Consider the following 17,614-nt stretch of genomic DNA (forward strand, 5'->3'; position numbering starts at 1 on the left):
TGCTGATAAAGGTCCTCGAAAGCCTCGCCATTCCCACCCATCGTGCCGATGCCGCCAAGGTCAAGGCCTTCATCCGGTCCTTCGGCACCAAGGCCGGAGATCGAGGCCATCGTCGCAAGCAGCCGGCAGCTGAAGGCGCGTCAGGCCATCCTGCGCGCCATTCCCGGTATAGGTGCCGTCCTGTCGACGATGCTGATCACCAGCATGCCCGAACTCGGACAGATCAACCGGCGCAAGGCTGCAAGCCTGGCGGCCTGCGCTCCCCATCCACGCGACAGCGGAACACGCAACGGCTACAGAACCATCACTGGAGGACGCCGCCACATCAGGCCGGCTCTCTTCACGGCAGCGCTTGCGGCCATACGCGGCAACAACCGCTTTGCCGATATCTTCAAAAACCTCGTCAAGGCCGGAAAGCCAAAACGCCTCGCCATCAATGCCGTCATGCGACACATCATCGTCGTCGCCAATGCAAGACTGAGAGCACTCAACGATCCTGTCAGCAACTGACTTGATGAGGGAAGTTGGGGTGCCGGCGGGTGCAATTACCGCCGGCCTGCGGCTTCTCCCCGCGAACAACGCAACATGGCGAGCCATTGGAAATAGCCGAGCGTAGCAATGAGCACGAGTGCCACTCCAGCGGCCGTCCATAGCAAGGAGAGGGTAGCGGAATCGTCGTGGGACGTCGATATGCCCCAAAGAGTCCACAGCGGCTGGACGATACAATAGGCGATATAGGCGGCATAGATCTTGGAAAAGTGGCTCCAATATCGCCGGTCTATGATCTCAAGGTCAAAGCCATAGCTGAGCACGGCCGCAGCGCCCAAAAGCTGCATGACGCCGGCGACAAACATCTCGACCGAGGGCTCATCGCTGTAGAGAAGATAGACGCAATTCAGGAGCAAGAGACAAAGCGCCACTGCGAATAGTCTCCACAGCATAACATTCCCCCGAAGTTTGCTGATTGTTTTGACAGTATCGCGTGGTGATATCAATTTATGCGAGCATCGAGCCGCGAAGTTTGCGCTGTGGTAAATGAACAGTTAGGACGTGCAGCCCGGTCAGCTTTGGAGTGCCTTGTCTGCCCCGCCGAAGTCCGGGTCGTGCCGAAGGTGTTCAGCCAGTCCTTCGGCTACCCATTTCGGCCTGGCAGCAAGTCAAACACAAAAAGCGGCGCCCAAAAGAGCACCGCTTCAAAATCATCAATCATACCAAAGCCGTAGCAAGGCGAGGCCCAAAAGCCCCTACCCCTTCTTCGGCGCCCTGGTCTTCTTTGCCGGCGCCTCGGGGGCTGGCTGGGCTAGCCTCAGCGCGCGCAGCTTTTCCGTTTTCTTCTGCCTTGCGGCAGCTTCGCTTTCGAGGATGTCCCTGGCGACAGACGTCGTCTGCTCGGCCTTCGCCTGCGGCGAAAGCTTTTCGGGCTTGAAGAACGTGTCCTTCGTGTCGGTCATGTTTCCTCCTTCTCGATGGATCGGGAGACCGCGAAAAGATCAGCGACCGCCGCGAGCGGGCATCACCTTCTTCTTCGGTGCCGGCAGCAGGCCTTCGCGCTGCGCCTGCTTGCGGGCGAGCTTGCGGGCGCGGCGGATCGCTTCGCCCTTTTCGCGGGCGCGCTTTTCCGACGGCTTTTCATAGGCGCTGCGTTCCTTCATTTCGCGGAACACACCTTCGCGCTGCAGCTTCTTCTTGAGCACACGAAGGGCCTGATCGACATTGTTGTCTCGGACGAGTACCTGCAAGATTTCTCCTTAATCAGCTTTGCTGCTGTTATTTCCTGATGCGGATCGAATTCGAATTGATCCAGCTCGATTTTGAACTTTCGGAAGCCGCCCGCACTTCGGTAGGCAGGGGCGCCGAGGGCGATGCCGCGACGTCTATATCATCCTGGCGGATGCTGCGCTCGAAATTCTCACTCTGGAACCGGACGCGATAATGGACGAAGCCCTGCGCGGCCGGCAGGACGGATAGAATGTTGCCCGAGCCCGCGGGCTGGACGCTGCCGAGAACGCCATGCTTGAGCATGATGGTGTCACCCGGCCGGTAACGACGGTTTACCATATCGTTCTCCACATGAAATCAAAATAAAAGGCCGGGACTACTCCCGACCTTCCCCGGCCAGTTTCTGGCCTCTGTCATCGTCTCCGCGCGCCAGTACATCCGTGGTCGCGCGAAGTCGTGACAAATTCTTAGGCAGCGCGGAGGTTGTCAGCAGAGCTCTTGCCCGAGCGACGGTCCTGCACGATGTCGTAGGTGACCTTCTGTCCATCGGCGAGCGAGCGCAGACCTGCGCGTTCAACTGCAGAAATGTGGACGAAAACGTCGGTGCCGCCGTTATCCGGCTGGATAAAACCGAAACCCTTGGTGGCGTTGAACCACTTGACTGTACCTGTATTCATAACGATCTCCTTTCAAAGCAACCGTTGAAGTTCCCCGCGATACCCTGCGGGATTGGGTCGATTATTTGGAAGGAAATCTGACGAGAGCGCATAGGCTCTTCAACGACGTCACAAGCAATGGTCGATGAAGGCAATATAAGGTCAAATTTAAATTTGGCAACAGAAATCAGCAGAAAAACTTAAAATCGCTGGCAAGTTCCGGCTGTAAACGGCTGATTTAGCGCCGGAATATTTGCTCGCGTTCTTGCTGCTGGAGGGCTGCGGAACGTCGAAAAAGCTGACCGTATGCCGTGTGGCCATCCCTCTGTCCTGCCGGCCACCTCCCCCACAGGTGGTGGAGATTCGCTGGGAACACCGGCTCCGCCCTGGACGACGACACCGATCGGATGCAGTCTGACGATAGTGACAAGGGGGCGTGTCATGTCCGGGGACATCATCATCCGCGAGCTTTTCGGCATGGATGAAATCGCGACGATCTTTCCGCTCAACAGCCAGGTCGGCCATTTGAGCGAGGCCGTCTTCCGCGATCGCATGTCGGCGATGATCGCGCAGGGCAATTACCGCTGCATCGCTGCCTATATGGGCGAGCGCATGGTGGGCATCTCAGGCTTCTGGATCGGCACGCAGCTCTGGTGCGGCAAATATATGGAGGTGGACAATTTCTCCGTCGACGAGGAACTGCGCAGCCGCGGCATCGGTGCGGCGATGATGGCCTGGATGGAGGCGGAAGCAGAGCGCACGGAATGCGCCGTCATCCGCCTCGCCATGATCCTCGGCCGTGAGCGCACGCATCAGTTCTATCAGAGAAACGGATATTTCGACGACGGGCTGTTGATGGTGAAGGCGCTGAGCCGGGGCGCGGCCGAGTTTCCGGAATATGTGCCCGGCCCGGCCATCGCCGGATAGCCGGCGTCTGGCAGCCTAAGGCTTCATCACGCGTGGAAGATATGGCCTTGGAACCAGCCGCGATGTAGGAAGGATCTCCGCGCATCCCGAGCGCCGCGAGCCAAGCCCAATGGAATCACATATGGCGACCAAGCCGGTTGAACATGCTGTAAAGATCCGCCCCGCCACACCAGGCGATATGGACATTCTCGGCGGCTTCGGCGCCCTGCTCGTCGCGCTGCACCACGAACTGGACGCCAAGCGCTTCATCGAAGCGGCCAAAAGCACCCCGATGCGATACGGGCAGTTCCTCAAAAGCCAGCTCGCACAACCCGACGTCATCGTGATCGTCGCCGAAGAGGACGGCGCGCTGCTCGGCTATGCCTATGCCGCATCGGAAGGTTTCGACTACATGTCGCTGCGCGGGCCGGCGGGCGTCATCCACGATCTCTTCGTCGATCCGGCGCGGCGGCGCGAAGGCCTCGGCCGCATGCTGCTGGAAGCGGCGATGGCCGGCTTGAAATCCCTCGGCGCCGAACGCTTCGTGCTCTCCACCGCCTACCGCAACGAGACCGCCCGCAGCCTATTCGCCGCCATGGGCTTTCGCCCGACAATGGTAGAGATGACACGCGAAGCGGATCAGGACGACTAAAGCAATTCCGGCAAAAATGTGTAGCGGTTTTGCGTCCGGAATTGCATGAAACAAAGAGTGAGAGCCGGTTTGAAGCGCTCTGCCCCGCAACCGGTATTCAGCAACCGGTATCCGGCTACCAGATGCCGGCGGCCGAGCCGCTGTGCCCTATATGCGCCATCGCGAATAAAATTGTGCAGTGCGGCTCTTCTGTCTTGCCCTTGCCGCCGGTTGGCGGTTTTTGGGAACTTCCGGCTGCAGGGCGAATTCATAGAATGAAGCCCCCTCGCCCTTCTTCGCATGGCAGGAGTGGACCATGGCAAAGGCAACTGAGTTCAAGACCATCAGGGCGCTCGCCGTAGCACTCAGCGCCGCCATGCTTTTCAGTGGCGCCGCCAAGTGGCCGGCCCTGCCGAGCTCGGGCTTTTTGATCGGCCGGGGTGCCGCACCCGAAGATGTCGATAACGGAACCGCGATCTTTGCCACCGGGCAGGATGACCGCAGCTATGGAAAGCCGATCGACATCGAAATCCCGCAATACGGCTATTTCCGGCAGGAAGACAAATACGTCATCATCCTGCAGGCCGAGAAATATGACGGAAAAAGCATCATCGGCGCTGAGACATTCGATGGCGAAAAGGTGGTCGGCCTGATCGACGAGTTCGAGCTGCTGGGCGTTCACGCCCGGTAGTTTTTGTGCGCCCGCGCACGGCCGGGCGATGGCACATAAAAAAGGAGGCTCGTCGGGAAGGACGGCCTCCAAGTCGCGTCAAGTCGGCCCAGCTCCACAAGGCCGACCTCACCCTAGCCGTTAGCTGGGCAATCGCCACCCCCAATCGGGTGATGTTTTGCGGGATTGCGAAGATTTTCGAGAAAACTGAACGGATTCAAGGGTGTATTCCGTTACGTGAAGCTCGTCTGGGTGGAATCCGTCCCGCTTCCCCTAGGGTAAGCTGCGGTCAACGACAGCGGAAAGGAACCCGCCGCCTCCACCATCACACCCGCCAGTGCTCCAGCTGCGCAATCGCCATGTCGGCAATATCCCGCAAGGTCGCCGTATCCGCGCCATCCCGCGCCTGCACCGCCATGCCCTGGATGATCGCGCCGAGGAAGCGGGCGAGCGCGGTCACATCGGCATCCGGGCGCAATTGCCCTTCACTGATGGCGCGCCGCAAACGCTCCACGAAGCGGCCGACATTGGCCTCGCGCAGCTGGCTCATATGGGCGGCGACATCGATATTCTCGACGGCGGCCGTCAGCACCGCAGTCGAGATCATGCAGCCGGGCGGATAGCCGGGTCGGGTGAAATTGACGGCCGTGTCCTCGAGCAGCGTGCGGAAGGCATCGACCACGTCTTCTGCTTCCTGCCAGCCGCTTTCGCCGACATTGTGCAGATACCAGCTCACCGCATCGCGGTAGAGCTCCGCCTTGGAGCCGAAGGCGGCATAGAGGCTTTGCGGCGTGATGCCCATGGCCTCCGTCAGGTCCGAAATCGAGGTGCCCTCATAACCGCGCTGCCAGAAGAGGATGGCTGCCCTGCTAAGCACCTCGGCGCGGTCGAAAGCCGGTGGACGGCCGCGGCGGCGCTTTTCCTCATTTATCACAGTGATCACTCTTGAAATCCTTGGGCGCTCCGTTATTCTGGAGTGGTCATTGTGATAATAGGAGGATCGTGATGTCTATTCCAGAGAAAATATCGGGTCCAGAGCAAAGATCGGAGGCGAAAAAAAGATCGCCGGCGCTGGATCGGGCGATCGACAGCGCCATCGCCGAGCGGCGCATCGTCGGCACCGTCGTGACCGTGCTGAAGGACGGCGAGATGGTCTATCGCCGCGCCGCCGGCCTTGCCGACCGCGAAGCCGGCCGCCCGATGGAAGCCTCGCTGGTCTTCCGGCTCGCTTCGCTCACCAAGCCGGTCGTCACCGCTGCCGCCATGCATTTCGTCGAGACGGGCGCGATCAGGCTCTCCGATCCCGTCACCGCCACCCTGCCGGATTTCCGCCCGGCCCTTGCCGATGGCAGCCGGCCGGTCATCACGCTGGAACATCTGCTGACCCACACATCCGGCCTCGGCTACGGCTTCATCGAGGGGCCGGAGGGCGCCTATCGCAGGCTCGGCATTTCCGACGGGCTCGACCTCGTGGATTTCGACCTGGACGAGAATATCCGCCGGCTGGGTGAAGCCCCGCTCGCCTTTGCGCCCGGCAGCGCCTGGCGCTATTCGCTCGGCATCGATGTGATCGGCGCGGTTCTGGAGCGCGTGGCGGATGCGCCGCTGCAGGAGATCGTCGCAAGGCATGTCACCGGCCCGCTCGGCATGGCCGATACCGGCTTTCTGGCCCGCGCGCCGGAACGTCTGGTCAAACCCTATCTGGACGGCACGCCTGAGCCGGAGGCCATGCGTGATGGCAGCACCACGGGCAATGCCATCTTCTCGCCGTCGCGCGCGCTTGCGCCTTCCGCCTATCCCTCGGGTGGTGCGGGCATGGTCGGCACGGCAGACAACATGCTGCGCTTCTTCGAGGCGATGCGCACCGATGGCGGCGGCATCCTGAAACCGGAGACCCTTGCCGAAATGCGGCGCGACCGCATCGGCGCATCCGCCCAGTCCGATGGCCCCGGCTGGGGTTTCGGCCTCGGCTGGGCAGTGCTCGCAGATCCGGCGGCCGATGCCTCGCCACAGGCGCCGGGCACGCTGCAATGGGGCGGCGCCTATGGCCACAACTGGTTCATCGATCCCGCCAACGGGCTGACCGTGCTGACGCTGACCAACACGGCGCTGGAGGGCATGTGGGGCCAGTTCAAGACCGATATCCGCAAGGCAGCCTATGCGGATTTCGTGGGAACGCTCGCGGCATGACGGACTGCGGTGGCCATCCTCGCTGGAGGACGCTGACCTTTGAACCGACGCATCAGGCTTTCCGAAAATCGATTCCGATTTTCGGGCCGATGCTGTGGCCGCCGCCTAGCCCGCTACCGGCACCAGCCCGTAGCGGCTCATGATCGCCTTCACCTTCTCCAGATCGGGCGGCCCGCCGGCGGCCATGAGATCGGCAATTTCGCGGAAATAGGCAGGGCCGAGCACGCCGGGGGTCAGGACGTTCAAGACGGTTGCCGGCTCTTGGCTGTCATTGCGGAAGGAATGCACCACGCCGCGGCCAACGAAGGCCGATCCGCCCGGACCGATCACATGATCGGCGCCGTCGATGCGGAAGGTGAGCGTACCCGAGAGACCATAGACCACTTCATCCCAGCTCTCATGATAATGCGGCGCCGGCACTTTTGCCTGCGGCGCGACCGTCATGCGGAAAAGATCGACGCTGCCGGCCGTATCATCCTTGCTGTGCAGGAATTCCAGCGCCAAACCGCCGATCCTGATCGTCTCCATGAGCGCACCCTTTGCGGTTATGTCACTGGCCTGTGGGCAGGATACACCGCGGGTGCGGCTGGTCAAATGGGGCTTGAATTGACCGCTGGGTTTGGCGCTGACCAACCGGCCTCTCCCGCACTGCTGCTCAGACGCCCTCCACGGCAAGCCAGATGACGCTCGTGACGAAGAGGAGGCAAAAGCCCGCGGCGATGCCTGCGAAAATGCCGGCGGCAAGGCTCGACTTCCGCCCGACCCACCAGGTGACCGCCGGCGGTGCGACCAGCAGGCAGAGCGCCTGCAGCACCACGACAGGACCCAACCGCATATCGAGGTCGGAGATGACCAATGCCAGTGCCACCACCCAGAGGAAAATGCCGCCGAAGACGATGATACCGGCAACTGCGCCGAGCGCTGCGCCATAGGTCTTCCGGACCCGTCCGGTCTCCCAAAGGGCGGGCGGCAGGGCCAATATCCATGGCAGCAGGTCGGTCAGCATGTGCATGCGGCAAGCTTCGCAGGCAGACGTTAATTTGATCCTCGCTCTCGCCTTCTTTCCCCGTCATCAGCTACGAGTCACGGGTTACGAGTCAGGAGATGCCATGCTTCGCACCATGTTCGCCTTTGCCCTGTTCCTTGCCGGCGCGTTTGCCGCCAGGGCCGAGACTTCCGATGCAGGCGGCGCGCCGGCCCCTGCTGACCCCTGCACGCGCCAAAGCTTCGAAGGCGCCGCCTATATCGTCTGCGATGTCGATCCCGCAAAGGCGGATCTGCGCCTGTTCTGGAAGGATGCCGGGGGCAAGCCCTATCGCAGGTTTTCGGGCGTTGCCGATACTGTCAGCAGTGAAGGACATCGGCTCCTCTTTGCCATGAATGCCGGGATGTACCGCGAGGATTTCACGCCGATGGGGCTTTATGTCGAGGATGGCAGGGAGCTGATCCCGGCCAATACGGAGGCGCCACCCAAGGTTTCCGGCCCGGTGCCGAATTTCTACAAGACACCGAACGGCATCTTCTTTCTCGACGAGGCCGGCCCGCACATCATTCCTACCGAGGATTTCCTGAAGCAGGAGCGCAAGGTGCGCCTCGCCACCCAATCCGGCCCGATGCTCGTCATCGCGGGCAAGATCAATCCGATCTTCATACCCGGCTCGAGCGACCGCACGCGCCGCAACGGTGTCGGGCTCTCAGCCGACGGCACGCTCCGCTTCGTCATCAGCGAAGGCGACGTGAATTTCCACGATTTCGCGAGCTTCTTCCGCGACGAACTCAAATGCCCCGACGCGCTCTTCCTCGACGGCGGAAACGGCACAGGGCTCTATAATCCGGCGCTCGGCCGCAACGATACATCCTGGCACGGCGGCTACGGGCCGATCCTCGGACTGGTGGGCGAGAAACAGGGCTAGGCGATGAACTCAGGCCCGCCCCATCAAGCAGGCTGCATGGCCGTCAGCTGCCGCGTCTCGACGATCTCGGCGAAATCGGATTTCAGATGCGCCATCGTCACGTCGAAGATCGCTCGGGCCGATAGATGCGCATCCGGCAGGTCGAAGCCGAGCACGGCGTCGCTGACGACGCTCATCTTGAAGCCGAGATCGGAGCCGGCGCGCACGGTGGTATTGACGCAGAAACCGGCAACCGCGCCCACCACCACCAGATGCGTGATGCCGACCTCGTGCAGATAGCCCTCGAGCTCGGTGGAGGCAAAGGCCGACGACGTGGACTTGACGAAGACGGGCTCGTTCTCCCGCGCCTTCGCGCAGGGCATCGGCTGGTATCCCGGTGCATTTTCATGGAGCGCCGAACTCTCGTCGGCCTCGCGATGACGGATATGGATGACCGGCCTGCGGGCGGCGCGGAAGGCTGCGGCAAGGGCTGCGATATTCTCTCCCGCCTCGCCATTTACCCGCTCGCGCCCGGCATCGAGCCGCTCCTGCATGACCATCTGCATGTCGATGATAAGGAGTGCGCTGGTCATGGTTCCCTGCTCCTTTGCCGCCTTGAAGGCTCTGGAAAAGCTTTAGCATCTGCTGCCGGCCAAGTCCCTTGCAAAACAGGACAACGGGCTCGACGAGTCATCACTTCTGCGCCAGCACACATCACTTCTGCGCCAGCAGACATCATTTCTGCCCACATTGCATGGGCTGGATGGTTAGCCGGGCTGCGGGCATTGACCAGTTCGTCAATGTCCGTGCTGGTCCAGCCATACAACCCGCCAGGTGAAGTCGCTATCTACATGAGATATGCCGATCCGGCGCCACGCGTCTCGTTGGAACTTCCCAAACAACAACAGGAGCCAATCACCCAATGTCGCATATCGAAAGCCAGCTACAACGGTTGGGACTAGAACTTCCGGCGCCGATCGCCCTTCCGCCTGGCGTGAAACTCTCCTTCCCCTGGGTCCGCATTTCAGGGTCAAGGGCTTATATTTCCGGACACGGACCGCTCAATTTAGACGGGTCGATTGCTGGACCGCTCGGAAAGGTCGGGAAAGATCTGTCGTTGGAAGAAGGCTACCATGCCGCTCGCCTGACCGCACTGGCAATGTTAGCCAGCCTGAAAGTTGCGTTGGGTGATCTGGACCGGGTGGACAGCTGGCTTCGCGTCTTTGGCATGGTGAATACAGATTCCTCCTTCAACTCATATCCACTCGTTATCAATGGGTTCAGCGACCTTATCGCAGAGGTTTACGGCGGCGAACGCGGATCCCACGCCCGCTCCGCGATAGGCGTGGCAGGCCTGCCATTTGATCTTCCCGTCGAGATTGAAGCTGAGGTTCTTATACGGCCTTAGCGACGGCTTGGACGTCAGCTTGGTCAAGATCGGTCAGCGACTCCTGATCAGGAAATTCCCCTGGCCTTGGGCGGCCGTCAGTGCGCCGAGTTGCTCGATAGCGGCCGGGTGACAGGCCGTGGTGCCGATGGAACAACTTCGAGAACGCCGCGACGGTTTCGTAGCCGACGCGGCTTGCGATCCGGGCAATCCCCTCATCGCTTGTTTCCAGTAGGAACGCAGCTTCCGACATCCGGCGCGCAATCAGATAGCGCTGCATGGACTGGCCGACGAGCTTGGTGAAGCGAGCCGAAAACACCGAGCGGCCGAGCCCCACGCGATGTGCGAGGTCGCGAAGTGTCCAGGGCCGATCCGGTCGTTCGTGGATCAACTCAAGCGCTCGTCCAATATAGGGGTCGGCCATCGCCCCAAGCCATCCGCCTTCTCCTGGCCGGAGAGATTTGATCCAGCTTCGCAACACCTCGACGAAGAGCACCTCTGTCATTCGCGAGAGCGCGACGCGTTGGCCGGGACGTTCAAGCGCCGACTCGCTCACCATGCGGCGCAGAATCGCCTCAAGCCAGTCACCGTCTATCGCCGGCTTCAGGAGAAGTACGGGCGGAAGCAGTTCCATCACGCTACCGCGCGCGGGCCACGAGAGAATGAAATTGCCACAGATCATCGTCGAGAGCGGCTGCGCGCTGCCTCCGTGACGCACGACGCCAAGATGTGCGGGTCGATCGAGGTCCGTAACCAGGAATGGCTTCGTCCGACTATCCGAGTAAATCAAATGGGGCTCGCCGCGTGTGATGACGACGAGATCGCCCTCCGCCATGCGGAGCTCTTGCCCATGTTCGAGCGCGAGGGTGGCTGTGCCACGACTGAGATAATGGAACAGGGCGTAGGGGCGCTCCGGCAAGGCCAGGTTCCAGGGATGACCGAGCTCGAAGTGAAAGAGCAGGGTGCCGCTCAGTCGAACGCGATCGAGCACTTCGGCGAGGATGTCCATGCCCCTGATGTTAGTCCGCCGTACGGTCGGACACAATATCCGGACGATCGGGGCCTAACGTCCCGGAACCCTTCGTATTATTCCGTGTCGACGTGAGCCAACAGGTCACCCAGCAAGCAATCTGGCTAACTGCCGCAACACGTACCCAAGTGCCTGCCCCTTTTCGTGGGTCGGGGTTGTCGGCATCCAAACAGGAGCAAGCAATGCGAAATATACTACTCTTAGCCACCACAGTTCTCGTCGCCGGGGCAGCGTTTGCCGCGCCCGCCCAATCGGCTGGTCTACCCAAGGGGGCGGCGCACAATATCGTGCTCGTCCATGGCGCTTTCGTCGACCAGACAAGCTGGAAGCCCGTTGCCGATATCCTCACGAAGAAGGGCTATAACGTAACGCTGGTCGAAAATCCGCTCACGTCGCTGGCTGCGGATGTCGATGCCACCAAGCAGGCACTGGCGAAGCAGAACGGCAAGACCGTCCTCGTTGGTCACTCCTGGGCCGGCGTGGTCATCACGCAAGCCGGTGACGATCCCAAGGTCTCCGCGCTCGTCTATGTCTCCGCCTTCGCGCCTGACGTTGGAGAATCTCTGGCGGCTCTGGCCAAGAACGGCCCGGCAACCGAAGGCACCAATGCAATTCATCCCGACGACAAGGGCAACCTCTATATCGATCCCAAAGTGTTTCCGACGGCGGTCGCGGCGGACCTTCCGCTGAAGATTGCCGAATCCCTGGCAAACTCGCAGCTTCCGCTGAACCACACAGCCTACGAGGCTCCGGTCGATATCGCGGCTTGGCACGACAAGCCGACGTTCTATGTGATCAGCACGAAGGACAAGGTAATCGCACCGGAGACCCAGAAACTGTTCGCGGCCAGGATCAAGGCTGAGACCACGGAGGTGGCTGGCAGCCACGCCTCCCTCGTCGTCCATGCCGAGGAAGTCGCTTCGGTCATTGAAAAGGCCGCGCTCACGAACTGACGATATTGCTCCCGGCGCCACCGTGCCGGGAGTACCTCTCTCCCGCTGAAAACGCAGGGCAAAAGGCCGCATGACGGAAAGTGCCGCTTGAAGCGCAACGCAAACACACCCGGAAAGGCGCGCCCACCCCCAGGCAGCGCCTCGTGACAACCAAAGGCTGAATTTCGCAAGATTGCATTATACCGCTTCGTGAAATCCGGCTATGATCCCGCCATCATAAGCCGGGGTGGTGAAATGATTTCGTCGCTTCAAAACCTGCTCGCGGGGCGCGTCGATGTTTGCGTCGTCGGCTCCGGGCCTGTCGGTCTGGCGCTGGGCATCGCGCTTGCCCGGTCGGGGCTTTCGGTCGCGCTCCTGGAATCCGGTGGCAAGGCCATCTCGGAAAAGACGAACCGGCTGGCGGCTGCGGCCTCCATCAGCACCGCCCACCATGCCGAAGCGAGCCTGACGATCCGCCGTGCAGTCGGCGGCACCTCGAAAGCCTGGGGCGGCCGGTGCGTGGAGTTCGACGACAGCGATTTCGATGGCAGGCCGGCGCGCGGCGATGCCCGCTGGCCGATCGAGCACAGCGCCTTCAGGGCCTATTATGACGATGCCCGCACCTTTCTCGGCGCCGAACTACCTGACGTCGAGATGCCTGACATGGAAGGTGAGTTCGAACCCTCGATCGAGAGCTGGGCCCGCGAGCCCGATATGGCCAAGGCGCATGGGGCGCTGATCGAAAGCCTGCCGAACCTGCACCTCGTCACCCAGGCTACCGTGATCGGGCTCGATCTCGATCGCGAAGGCGCCCGCACGAAACGGCTCATGGTGTGGCATCGCGGCAAGCTGCATTCCGTGGGGGCAACGATCTTCGTGCTGGCCTGCGGCGGGCGCGAAAATGCCCGCCTGCTACTGGCAGCACAGGAAATCGCGCCGCGGCTTTTCGGCGGCGTCGATGGCCCGCTCGGGCGCTATTACATGGGGCATCTGGCCGGCGAGCTTGCCCGCATCCGCTTCACCGATCGCAGCTTCATGGAAAAGATGTTCTTCCGGCGCAACGGCACCGGCGCCTGGTTCCGCTCGCGGCTGATACCGAGCATCGCCCTGCAGAACGAGCACGATCTTTTAAACAGCGTCTTCTGGCTGCGCAGCCCGCCGCTGGAAGAGGTCTACGCGACGGCGGGCGCCCGCGCCACGCTGAACATGTTCAGGGCGATCACCGGCAGGCGCAAGATGCGCCGGCTGTCCTTCAAGGCGAGCGTATCCGACACTGCTTCGCTGTCCGCTATGGTCGCAAACCCCATGCAGAGCTTCAACGCCGCCCTGCAGCTGACGACGGCAGCGCTGAAATCCGAACGGCAGCCGAATTTCTTCGTGAAGAACGGCGAACATCTCTACTGGCTCGCCTATCATGGCGAACAGCGACCGGTCGCCTCCAACCGCGTGCGGCTGAGCTCCGAGGTCGATGAAACCGGCCTCAAGCGCCTGGCCGTCAGTTTCGACTTCGACGAGGAAGATCTCGCCTCGCTGATCAGGTGCCACCATGCCCTGGCGGAATGGATCGGCAAACGGCGGATCGGCACCTTCGAATGGCTCCATCCCGAAGACGGCCTGCAAACCGCCGTCCGCCGCCAGGCGCTCGACGGCTACCACCAGATCGGGCTCACCAGAATGGGCGCCTCGCCCCGTTCGAGCGTCGTCGATGGCAACTGCCGCTGCCACGACCTCGAAAACCTCTATGTCGCCGGCAGCTCGGTCTTCCCGGTCTCCGGACAGGCCAACCCGACCTTGCCGGCGGTGGCGCTGGCGCTGCGATTGGCGGATCATCTGAAGGGGGAATTGCAGGGGTAGTTCAAGCTTCCTCCGCCCTGGCCGGCACCAGCAGTCATTCGCCCTGATGAAGTGGACCACGGCTCGGCGGGTTGCCTCCTCCATCCACGATCGCCCGAACGACGAGCGCGATGCGTTCGTCACGCATGCCGGGCCGAATGCGGCCCGACCGTTCGAGCTCAGCAAGCCCGTGAATGGCTGCCCAGAAGGTCTCGGTCACGATCTCCGCATCGGCGCAAAACGGAGAGACCGCTGCTGCCAGCACCTCGAAACCGGCCCGAAGTTCCACTCGCGTGTCGGCTTCCGCGAACCGCAATTGGGTCGGGAGGATAAACATGGCCTGGTAGAGCGACGGGCGGCTATGCGCGAAGGCAAAATAGGCCATGGCGACATCCGTGAGGACATCTCGTCGGTCGTTCGCCCCGTCCACTGCCGCCCGAAGAACGGCCGTGAGCTCCCTGAAGCCCTCGACTGCGACTGCCGCTACGATCGCGTCCCTGTTCTCGAAATGTGAATAGAGAACCGGCTGGCTGTATTCGATCTCCTTGGCCAGGCGGCGGATCGTGACGGCATCCCATCCCTCGGTCTCCGCAATTGCACGGGCTGCCGCGACGATACGATCTTCGCGATCGGCGCGTTCCCGGCTTTTTCGCTCTGCGATACCCATTCCCAACCTCCATGCCCCGCCCGCCGACATTAGGATCATATCACGGCTTGAATATCTAGCAACGCTAGCTTACATCTAGCACTGCTAGATTATTTCAAACCGCTAGAAGGATGGCGTGATGGATTGGCTTCTGAATGGGATCGGACTGCTTGTGGCCCTCGCAATTATCGCGATCGGCACCGGCTATATTGCGAGCCCGACGACCATGGTGCGCAGTTTTGGCCTGCCGCTTCCTGGAGATGACCCTGACATCCCCTCGTGGCTTCGCCTCAAGGGCGTTCGCGACATCGTGGCGGGATTGCTCGTGCTTGCCTTCATGCTGTGGGGTGTCCAACGCGAGATCGGCATAGTCCTGCTGATCGAGGCAATGATCCCCGTCGGCGACATGCTGGTCATTCTCGCAGCGAAAGGCTCCGCCAAGAGCGCCTTCGGCATTCATGGCCTCACGGCCGCAATCATGCTCCTGGCTGCCATTCCCATGATCACAGGTGCGCACTGAGATGGTTCATGTTCTCTCACTCTGGTTCCTGGCCGTCGCATTGTCAGGCGCGGGGATCGTCAATGCGATCGGCACATCAGGCACGCGAAGCGATTTTGCCCGGTGGGGCTATCCGCGCTGGTGGGGTATTTTGACGGGCGGACTTGAAATATCGAGCGCCGCCCTGATTGCGCTTCCCGTCAGCCGCATTCCCGGCCTGGCGCTTGGGGCGGTCGTCATCGCAGCCGCGATCTTCACTGTTCTGCGCCACCGCAACACTCAGCACCTTCCGCCGCTGAGTGTCTTCGTCAGCCTGATCGCTCTTGCCACGATCTCATCCTGAGCACCATGGGCATATACCCTGACGGGATTAACATGGTTGCACAATTCAGGATAGCACAACATCTGTTAGAACATTTTCCGGGCGCCAATGATCTTTCATACCATAATCAGCAATGGCTAATTGTTGTTATCGGCACCTGGAGTGCATCATTCCCCCGGCAGGTTGGGGCCACGCAGTCGAAGATCATCAATATCCAGGTGGAGGAAGAACCATGAAGCTCATCGCAGCTCTCGCAACGATCCTTGTTTTCGGCGCATTCCCCGCAATCGCCGCGACCGCGATGACCGGCAAGGAACTGACGGCCCTGTTGTCAAACGGCAAGGAACTCACCCTTGGTGGGTCGAAGGAAGGATATAGCGGCACGCTGTCCATATCGAAGGACGGGACCGCCAAGGGTCAGGTCAAGCTCGACAACGGCGATGTGATCCCGATCGAAGGCAATTGGCACATCGCCGGCAACAAGTTTTGCCGAACCTGGAAGGGCGGCCGGGACGCCGGAAAGGAAATCTGCGAGACCTGGAACAAGACCGGCCCGAACTCCGTGCGCGTCATGAACGGCAAGCGCGATCTCGGCCTCAACTCATGGTGATCGCCGAACCGGCTGGACCGGCTATTCCCCCTTTTCGTCGGTCTCGTCCGCCGTGGGCTTGGTGCTGAAGAGGCTCTTGAGCGCATTGGTCTTGGATTTTTGCGCCTTGCTCAACTTCAGTGCCCGATTGGCGGCCTTGGCCTGTTCCAGCATCATTTCGATCTGGATCTGCTGGATCTCCGTCAGCCGTTCCCACTGCCGGTTCAACAGGTGATCGACCTTTTCATGCAGATGGCGGATTTCCAGCTCGGCCTTGAGATTGACCTTGTAGTCGTTGAGCGCCCGCAACCGGTCCTTCGCTTCCTGGCGGCGCTGGCTCATCATGATGATCGGCGCCTGCAGGGCGGCAATGGTCGAAAGGATAAGGTTCAGCAGGATGAAGGGATAGACATCGAAGGCAGCCTTCTCGCCAAGCAGCAGGTTGATGCCCATCCAGACGGCGAGGAAGAAGCAGAAGGAGATGATGAAGGTCCAGCTTCCGCCGAAGGTCGCGACGACATCGGCGACACGATCGCCGAGCGAACGGTGTTCCTCGTAATCCTCTTCGATGTTTTCGGCGAGCGTGTCGTGGGTCTTCAGGCTCTCGACGACCTCGTCTTCGAGGTTGGAGAGCTCGCCGCGTTCGTCGCGCAGCAATTCGGCAATGTACTGGCCGCGATAGTCATCGACCATCTTGCGGCTGATATAGTCGTCCGAGCGGATGCCAGGGTGTTTCTGCCGCACGAAATCTGCAAGCGCGGGACGCAGATCGTCAAAATGGAAGGCGTCCTTCTTCTTCAGTGTGTGGCCTGTGATCGCGTCCACCAGCTTGACGGACTTTGCCTTCGCCTGCGCCAGGCTCTTGGAATAGTCGTCCATCTCGACGGTGGCGGCCTCTCCGTGCCCGGCATCGAAGTCGACGATTTCTCCTGTTAAATCCAGGGGCTTCTCTTCTGCCATGTGCTGATCCTCGCTGCCGATTTTTCGCCCGTCTAGTCGTCAATTCCAACAGGATTGTGACATGGATTTCGCCGTAGTTTGAGGGGGCTGCTGGAGGCGCGATAGTGTGTCGCGCAGCCGCCTTCATCCTACACAGCGGACCTCGGCGTCGGTCAGGTTGGGTTGCCTCCCTCGTCCGCGATCGCCTTGATGACGAGCGCGATACGCTGGTCGCGCATGCCGGGCCTGATGCGGCCGGAACGTTCGAGCGCGACAAGCCCGTGAAGGGCCGCCCAGAAGGTTTCCGTCACGATTTCCGCATCGGCGCAAAACGGGGATACCGCTGCCGCCAAGGCCTCAAAACCGGCTCGTAGTTCCGATCTCGTATCGGCTTCGGCACACCGCGACTATCGGCATCTGCCGGGGCTTGGTGTGTTTGTTGGCTTGGTTGGTGTGGTGGTGATTTCGATTTGAGCGTTTGTCCGCTTTGGGGCCGGAAGCAGACTGGCGGGCTCTGGGAAGTCACGCTGGAAAAGCCGCCTTCAACTGGTCACGGAGCTTCGACGACAACGCGTACGACAGTTCGGGCAGGTTCCCACCTCCCTCAGCCTCCAGCCGCCTTCTTCTTCCGGTGGTCGGCCAGTTGATCCCCACAGGCCAAGTACAAGCAAAGAATGGATCACGAGATCACTGCATTGATCATACCGCGCTCAAGAGTGCCGTGTGCAATCGAGTTCCACAGGTTTAGTCCCCGAGGATCAGAGTACATGAGC

Annotated in this window: 26 protein-coding genes and 1 pseudogene; 13 read left to right on the forward strand and 14 right to left on the reverse strand. The window is 61.2% G+C overall.

Annotated elements, in window-relative coordinates; translation table 11 throughout:
- Positions 1-48 precede the first annotated feature (48 nt).
- Entirely contained in the window at positions 49-510 is a 462-nt protein-coding gene (locus J2X71_RS24775; protein ID WP_405049749.1) for a transposase, read from the forward strand.
- Positions 511-545: 35 nt separating this feature from the next.
- Here the strand turns inward: J2X71_RS24775 and J2X71_RS24780 are convergent, their stop codons facing one another.
- The 5 genes from J2X71_RS24780 to J2X71_RS24800 all read right to left on the reverse strand — a co-directional run bounded on the left by J2X71_RS24780 (position 546) and on the right by J2X71_RS24800 (position 2,396).
- Positions 546-941: a hypothetical protein gene (locus J2X71_RS24780; RefSeq protein WP_310386193.1), complete on the reverse strand. Its 396-nt coding sequence runs from the start codon at positions 939-941 to the stop codon at positions 546-548.
- A 303-nt stretch (positions 942-1,244) separates the two neighbouring features.
- Positions 1,245-1,451: a hypothetical protein gene (locus J2X71_RS24785; RefSeq protein ID WP_310386195.1), complete on the reverse strand. Its 207-nt coding sequence runs from the start codon at positions 1,449-1,451 to the stop codon at positions 1,245-1,247.
- Between the two features lie 39 nt (positions 1,452-1,490).
- Positions 1,491-1,739, reverse strand: coding sequence for a 30S ribosomal protein S21 (rpsU, locus tag J2X71_RS24790; protein WP_007819039.1), 249 nt, complete (start codon positions 1,737-1,739; stop codon positions 1,491-1,493).
- A 28-nt stretch (positions 1,740-1,767) separates the two neighbouring features.
- A complete protein-coding gene (locus J2X71_RS24795) occupies positions 1,768-2,058 on the reverse strand; it encodes a cold-shock protein (RefSeq protein ID WP_310386198.1) in 291 nt (96 codons plus the stop codon).
- Positions 2,059-2,186: 128 nt separating this feature from the next.
- Positions 2,187-2,396 (reverse strand): cold-shock protein, encoded by a 210-nt coding sequence (locus J2X71_RS24800; RefSeq protein WP_007819041.1) that lies wholly within the window; start codon positions 2,394-2,396, stop codon positions 2,187-2,189.
- Positions 2,397-2,816: 420 nt separating this feature from the next.
- Here J2X71_RS24800 and J2X71_RS24805 point away from each other — a divergent pair, with 420 nt between their 5' ends.
- The 3 genes from J2X71_RS24805 (at position 2,817) to J2X71_RS24815 (ending at position 4,603) form a co-directional block, all read left to right on the forward strand.
- The gene (locus J2X71_RS24805; protein WP_310386200.1) at positions 2,817-3,302 is read left to right on the forward strand and encodes a GNAT family N-acetyltransferase; all 486 of its coding nucleotides are present in this window, start codon (positions 2,817-2,819) and stop codon (positions 3,300-3,302) included.
- Between the two features lie 121 nt (positions 3,303-3,423).
- Positions 3,424-3,933: a GNAT family N-acetyltransferase gene (locus tag J2X71_RS24810; RefSeq protein WP_310386202.1), complete on the forward strand. Its 510-nt coding sequence runs from the start codon at positions 3,424-3,426 to the stop codon at positions 3,931-3,933.
- 295 nt (positions 3,934-4,228) lie between these two features.
- Complete coding sequence (locus tag J2X71_RS24815; protein WP_310386204.1) at positions 4,229-4,603, forward strand: hypothetical protein; 375 nt, start codon at positions 4,229-4,231, stop codon at positions 4,601-4,603.
- Between the two features lie 304 nt (positions 4,604-4,907).
- Here J2X71_RS24815 and J2X71_RS24820 read toward each other — a convergent pair whose 3' ends face one another.
- Positions 4,908-5,525 carry a TetR/AcrR family transcriptional regulator gene (locus J2X71_RS24820; RefSeq protein ID WP_310386206.1) on the reverse strand — a complete coding sequence of 206 codons (618 nt, stop codon included), beginning with the start codon at positions 5,523-5,525 and terminating at the stop codon, positions 4,908-4,910.
- A gap of 62 nt (positions 5,526-5,587) precedes the next feature.
- Between J2X71_RS24820 and J2X71_RS24825 the strand changes: the two genes are divergently transcribed.
- The gene (locus tag J2X71_RS24825) at positions 5,588-6,772 is read left to right on the forward strand and encodes a serine hydrolase domain-containing protein (RefSeq protein WP_310386208.1); all 1,185 of its coding nucleotides are present in this window, start codon (positions 5,588-5,590) and stop codon (positions 6,770-6,772) included.
- 105 nt (positions 6,773-6,877) lie between these two features.
- Here J2X71_RS24825 and J2X71_RS24830 read toward each other — a convergent pair whose 3' ends face one another.
- Together J2X71_RS24830 and J2X71_RS24835 are read right to left on the reverse strand one after the other, a co-directional pair.
- Positions 6,878-7,300 carry a cupin domain-containing protein gene (locus tag J2X71_RS24830; RefSeq protein ID WP_310386210.1) on the reverse strand — a complete coding sequence of 141 codons (423 nt, stop codon included), beginning with the start codon at positions 7,298-7,300 and terminating at the stop codon, positions 6,878-6,880.
- 127 nt (positions 7,301-7,427) lie between these two features.
- Positions 7,428-7,784: a hypothetical protein gene (locus tag J2X71_RS24835; RefSeq protein WP_310386212.1), complete on the reverse strand. Its 357-nt coding sequence runs from the start codon at positions 7,782-7,784 to the stop codon at positions 7,428-7,430.
- A 97-nt stretch (positions 7,785-7,881) separates the two neighbouring features.
- On the opposite strand from J2X71_RS24835, the gene J2X71_RS24840 reads away from it, so the two are divergent.
- On the forward strand, positions 7,882-8,685 hold the full coding sequence (locus J2X71_RS24840; protein ID WP_310386214.1) for a phosphodiester glycosidase family protein: 804 nt from the start codon (positions 7,882-7,884) through the stop codon (positions 8,683-8,685).
- A 23-nt stretch (positions 8,686-8,708) separates the two neighbouring features.
- Here J2X71_RS24840 and J2X71_RS24845 read toward each other — a convergent pair whose 3' ends face one another.
- Positions 8,709-9,257, reverse strand: coding sequence for an isochorismatase family protein (locus J2X71_RS24845; RefSeq protein WP_310386216.1), 549 nt, complete (start codon positions 9,255-9,257; stop codon positions 8,709-8,711).
- Positions 9,258-9,586: 329 nt separating this feature from the next.
- Between J2X71_RS24845 and J2X71_RS24850 the strand changes: the two genes are divergently transcribed.
- Entirely contained in the window at positions 9,587-10,072 is a 486-nt protein-coding gene (locus J2X71_RS24850; protein WP_310386218.1) for a RidA family protein, read from the forward strand.
- On the opposite strand, the gene J2X71_RS24855 is transcribed toward J2X71_RS24850, so the two are convergent.
- Positions 10,059-11,060 (reverse strand): AraC family transcriptional regulator, encoded by a 1,002-nt coding sequence (locus J2X71_RS24855; RefSeq protein WP_310386220.1) that lies wholly within the window; start codon positions 11,058-11,060, stop codon positions 10,059-10,061. The two genes, J2X71_RS24850 and J2X71_RS24855, sit on opposite strands and share 14 nt — an antisense overlap.
- Positions 11,061-11,263: 203 nt before the next feature.
- Here J2X71_RS24855 and J2X71_RS24860 point away from each other — a divergent pair, with 203 nt between their 5' ends.
- The gene (locus tag J2X71_RS24860) at positions 11,264-12,034 is read left to right on the forward strand and encodes an alpha/beta hydrolase (protein WP_310386223.1); all 771 of its coding nucleotides are present in this window, start codon (positions 11,264-11,266) and stop codon (positions 12,032-12,034) included.
- Positions 12,035-12,268: 234 nt separating this feature from the next.
- Positions 12,269-13,867: a GMC oxidoreductase gene (locus tag J2X71_RS24865; protein ID WP_310386225.1), complete on the forward strand. Its 1,599-nt coding sequence runs from the start codon at positions 12,269-12,271 to the stop codon at positions 13,865-13,867.
- A 34-nt stretch (positions 13,868-13,901) separates the two neighbouring features.
- Here J2X71_RS24865 and J2X71_RS24870 read toward each other — a convergent pair whose 3' ends face one another.
- Positions 13,902-14,513: a TetR/AcrR family transcriptional regulator gene (locus J2X71_RS24870; protein ID WP_310386226.1), complete on the reverse strand. Its 612-nt coding sequence runs from the start codon at positions 14,511-14,513 to the stop codon at positions 13,902-13,904.
- Between the two features lie 118 nt (positions 14,514-14,631).
- Between J2X71_RS24870 and J2X71_RS24875 the strand changes: the two genes are divergently transcribed.
- The 4 genes from J2X71_RS24875 to J2X71_RS24890 are packed head-to-tail and all read left to right on the forward strand — an operon-like array spanning position 14,632 to position 15,923.
- Complete coding sequence (locus tag J2X71_RS24875; protein WP_310386228.1) at positions 14,632-15,012, forward strand: DUF4267 domain-containing protein; 381 nt, start codon at positions 14,632-14,634, stop codon at positions 15,010-15,012.
- Between the two features lies 1 nt (position 15,013).
- Positions 15,014-15,334 carry a DoxX family protein gene (locus J2X71_RS24880; protein ID WP_310386230.1) on the forward strand — a complete coding sequence of 107 codons (321 nt, stop codon included), beginning with the start codon at positions 15,014-15,016 and terminating at the stop codon, positions 15,332-15,334.
- A 32-nt stretch (positions 15,335-15,366) separates the two neighbouring features.
- On the forward strand, positions 15,367-15,549 hold the full coding sequence (locus tag J2X71_RS24885) for a hypothetical protein (RefSeq protein WP_310386232.1): 183 nt from the start codon (positions 15,367-15,369) through the stop codon (positions 15,547-15,549).
- Positions 15,546-15,923, forward strand: a complete 378-nt coding sequence (locus tag J2X71_RS24890) for a hypothetical protein (protein WP_310386234.1) — start codon at positions 15,546-15,548, stop codon at positions 15,921-15,923. The genes J2X71_RS24885 and J2X71_RS24890 overlap by 4 nt, the downstream gene beginning before the upstream one ends.
- Positions 15,924-15,944: 21 nt before the next feature.
- On the opposite strand, the gene J2X71_RS24895 is transcribed toward J2X71_RS24890, so the two are convergent.
- The 3 genes and pseudogenes from J2X71_RS24895 to J2X71_RS38155 form a co-directional block, all read right to left on the reverse strand.
- The gene (locus J2X71_RS24895; RefSeq protein ID WP_115034727.1) at positions 15,945-16,862 is read right to left on the reverse strand and encodes a DUF1003 domain-containing protein; all 918 of its coding nucleotides are present in this window, start codon (positions 16,860-16,862) and stop codon (positions 15,945-15,947) included.
- A 152-nt stretch (positions 16,863-17,014) separates the two neighbouring features.
- A pseudogene (locus tag J2X71_RS24900) lies at positions 17,015-17,239 on the reverse strand (TetR family transcriptional regulator); the annotation flags it as partial.
- Positions 17,240-17,520: 281 nt separating this feature from the next.
- On the reverse strand, positions 17,521-17,610 hold the full coding sequence (locus tag J2X71_RS38155; protein ID WP_405049750.1) for a hypothetical protein: 90 nt from the start codon (positions 17,608-17,610) through the stop codon (positions 17,521-17,523).
- Positions 17,611-17,614 lie beyond the last annotated feature (4 nt).

This window comes from Rhizobium sp. 1399 (assembly GCF_031455475.1).
Lineage (GTDB): Bacteria > Pseudomonadota > Alphaproteobacteria > Rhizobiales > Rhizobiaceae > Rhizobium.

Coding starts and splice junctions, on each gene's coding strand:
- J2X71_RS24775 (WP_405049749.1), top strand. CDS start 49: ATGCCGCCAAGGTCAAGGCCTTCATCCGGTCCTTCGGCACCAAGGCCG.
- J2X71_RS24780 (WP_310386193.1), bottom strand. CDS start 941: ATGCTGTGGAGACTATTCGCAGTGGCGCTTTGTCTCTTGCTCCTGAAT.
- J2X71_RS24785 (WP_310386195.1), bottom strand. CDS start 1,451: ATGACCGACACGAAGGACACGTTCTTCAAGCCCGAAAAGCTTTCGCCG.
- J2X71_RS24795 (WP_310386198.1), bottom strand. CDS start 2,058: ATGGTAAACCGTCGTTACCGGCCGGGTGACACCATCATGCTCAAGCAT.
- J2X71_RS24800 (WP_007819041.1), bottom strand. CDS start 2,396: ATGAATACAGGTACAGTCAAGTGGTTCAACGCCACCAAGGGTTTCGGT.
- J2X71_RS24805 (WP_310386200.1), top strand. CDS start 2,817: ATGTCCGGGGACATCATCATCCGCGAGCTTTTCGGCATGGATGAAATC.
- J2X71_RS24810 (WP_310386202.1), top strand. CDS start 3,424: ATGGCGACCAAGCCGGTTGAACATGCTGTAAAGATCCGCCCCGCCACA.
- J2X71_RS24815 (WP_310386204.1), top strand. CDS start 4,229: ATGGCAAAGGCAACTGAGTTCAAGACCATCAGGGCGCTCGCCGTAGCA.
- J2X71_RS24825 (WP_310386208.1), top strand. CDS start 5,588: ATGTCTATTCCAGAGAAAATATCGGGTCCAGAGCAAAGATCGGAGGCG.
- J2X71_RS24830 (WP_310386210.1), bottom strand. CDS start 7,300: ATGGAGACGATCAGGATCGGCGGTTTGGCGCTGGAATTCCTGCACAGC.
- J2X71_RS24835 (WP_310386212.1), bottom strand. CDS start 7,784: ATGCACATGCTGACCGACCTGCTGCCATGGATATTGGCCCTGCCGCCC.
- J2X71_RS24840 (WP_310386214.1), top strand. CDS start 7,882: ATGCTTCGCACCATGTTCGCCTTTGCCCTGTTCCTTGCCGGCGCGTTT.
- J2X71_RS24845 (WP_310386216.1), bottom strand. CDS start 9,257: ATGACCAGCGCACTCCTTATCATCGACATGCAGATGGTCATGCAGGAG.
- J2X71_RS24850 (WP_310386218.1), top strand. CDS start 9,587: ATGTCGCATATCGAAAGCCAGCTACAACGGTTGGGACTAGAACTTCCG.
- J2X71_RS24855 (WP_310386220.1), bottom strand. CDS start 11,060: ATGGACATCCTCGCCGAAGTGCTCGATCGCGTTCGACTGAGCGGCACC.
- J2X71_RS24860 (WP_310386223.1), top strand. CDS start 11,264: ATGCGAAATATACTACTCTTAGCCACCACAGTTCTCGTCGCCGGGGCA.
- J2X71_RS24865 (WP_310386225.1), top strand. CDS start 12,269: ATGATTTCGTCGCTTCAAAACCTGCTCGCGGGGCGCGTCGATGTTTGC.
- J2X71_RS24870 (WP_310386226.1), bottom strand. CDS start 14,513: ATGGGTATCGCAGAGCGAAAAAGCCGGGAACGCGCCGATCGCGAAGAT.
- J2X71_RS24875 (WP_310386228.1), top strand. CDS start 14,632: ATGGATTGGCTTCTGAATGGGATCGGACTGCTTGTGGCCCTCGCAATT.
- J2X71_RS24880 (WP_310386230.1), top strand. CDS start 15,014: ATGGTTCATGTTCTCTCACTCTGGTTCCTGGCCGTCGCATTGTCAGGC.
- J2X71_RS24885 (WP_310386232.1), top strand. CDS start 15,367: ATGGTTGCACAATTCAGGATAGCACAACATCTGTTAGAACATTTTCCG.
- J2X71_RS24890 (WP_310386234.1), top strand. CDS start 15,546: ATGAAGCTCATCGCAGCTCTCGCAACGATCCTTGTTTTCGGCGCATTC.
- J2X71_RS24895 (WP_115034727.1), bottom strand. CDS start 16,862: ATGGCAGAAGAGAAGCCCCTGGATTTAACAGGAGAAATCGTCGACTTC.
- J2X71_RS38155 (WP_405049750.1), bottom strand. CDS start 17,610: ATGTACTCTGATCCTCGGGGACTAAACCTGTGGAACTCGATTGCACAC.